Source organism: Stutzerimonas stutzeri (genome assembly GCF_024448935.1).
In the GTDB taxonomy this organism is placed as follows: Bacteria; Pseudomonadota; Gammaproteobacteria; order Pseudomonadales; family Pseudomonadaceae; genus Stutzerimonas; species Stutzerimonas stutzeri_AO.
On the sequence record NZ_JAMOIE010000239.1, the window covers coordinates 1 to 1,035 of the forward strand.

The 1,035-nt window shown below is 58.6% G+C and carries 2 protein-coding genes and 1 pseudogene; 2 read left to right on the forward strand and 1 reads right to left on the reverse strand.

What is annotated here, in order from left to right:
* Both NA637_RS25095 and NA637_RS25100 read left to right on the forward strand, forming a co-directional pair.
* On the forward strand, positions 1–212 hold a 212-nt coding region (locus tag NA637_RS25095), incomplete at its 5' end, for a DUF302 domain-containing protein (RefSeq protein WP_256075320.1).
* Between the two features lie 253 nt (positions 213–465).
* Positions 466–909 (forward strand): hypothetical protein, encoded by a 444-nt coding sequence (locus NA637_RS25100; RefSeq protein WP_256075322.1) that lies wholly within the window; start codon positions 466–468, stop codon positions 907–909.
* A gap of 5 nt (positions 910–914) precedes the next feature.
* Here the strand turns inward: NA637_RS25100 and NA637_RS25815 are convergent.
* Positions 915–1,035: pseudogene (locus NA637_RS25815) on the reverse strand (IS5/IS1182 family transposase); the annotation flags it as partial.

Sequence of the window (1,035 nt, forward strand, 5' to 3'; positions counted from 1 at the left end):
GGGTAGGCACACCGCTGATGCAGTGCGCTCAGAGTGTCGCCATTGATCTGCCGCAGAAAGCGCTGATCTGGGAGGACAGCGAAGGGGTTGTCTGGCTTGGCTATAACGACCCCGAGTATCTCAAGCGGCGCCATGATATCGAGGGCTGCGACGAGGTTATCGAGAAAGTGAAGGGCGCGCTCGCAAACTTTGCCAAAGCGGCGACGGAGTGAGTCCCGCCGCCGTGGCTGGCGGGACATCCGGTGTTATCAGGGGCGGGGGCCATCATGCGTTCCAGAGCCTGCGGATTAGACAGGCCCTGTACCATGGTGATTTTTCCCGTTCTCTCCCCTATAGAGGGCGTTGCCTGAAGGCCCAGTTCCTGCATCAGGCTGTTGTTGGCTTTTACCTCAAGATGAGCCGCGCTCACGCGCTTGCGGTCTACCTCAATCCCCGCCCTTTTCGAAAGACACCTGGTGCTTCTGCATGGCTGATTCGGGGTTTTCGCTGCCGAGAATGGTGGCTGCTTTGGTCAGGCTATCTTCTTTGGGAATGCCTACCATCATGATGTGGCGCAGCTGTACCTTGCCGGCCCTCGATCCAGGGCTCGGCCTGCTGGCGGAAGCGATGACAACAAGGGCAATTGGGATCGGTGAAGGTGTAAATGACCGTGTCTGCGTTTTTGTCACCGTCCCGGACCCAGTTGCTGTCTTCCTGTTCCGGCCAGGCGCTTTCGAACTTCGGCCCCACGACGGGTTTCTGGATACCGGCCTCGCACAGGTTGTTGCCGTCCTTGTCCATCATCGTGCCCACGATCACCTGTCGCCATCAGGCGTCAGACAGAATGCCAGGGAATGCCCTCGCATTTCCGGTTATCGGGGGATTTTGATTATTGAGGCTCTTGCGAAATTCCAACCAAAATTGTGCTGATAGGTCCCGCCAGCCTCGCGCTGGTCAATGCTTGGCCACTCATGGCCCAGGCTCTGGCTGTGGACGCGGATGATCGGGCTGCAATAGGCAGCGTCCATGAGGTCGTAGCAGTGGCTGACAGGTTGG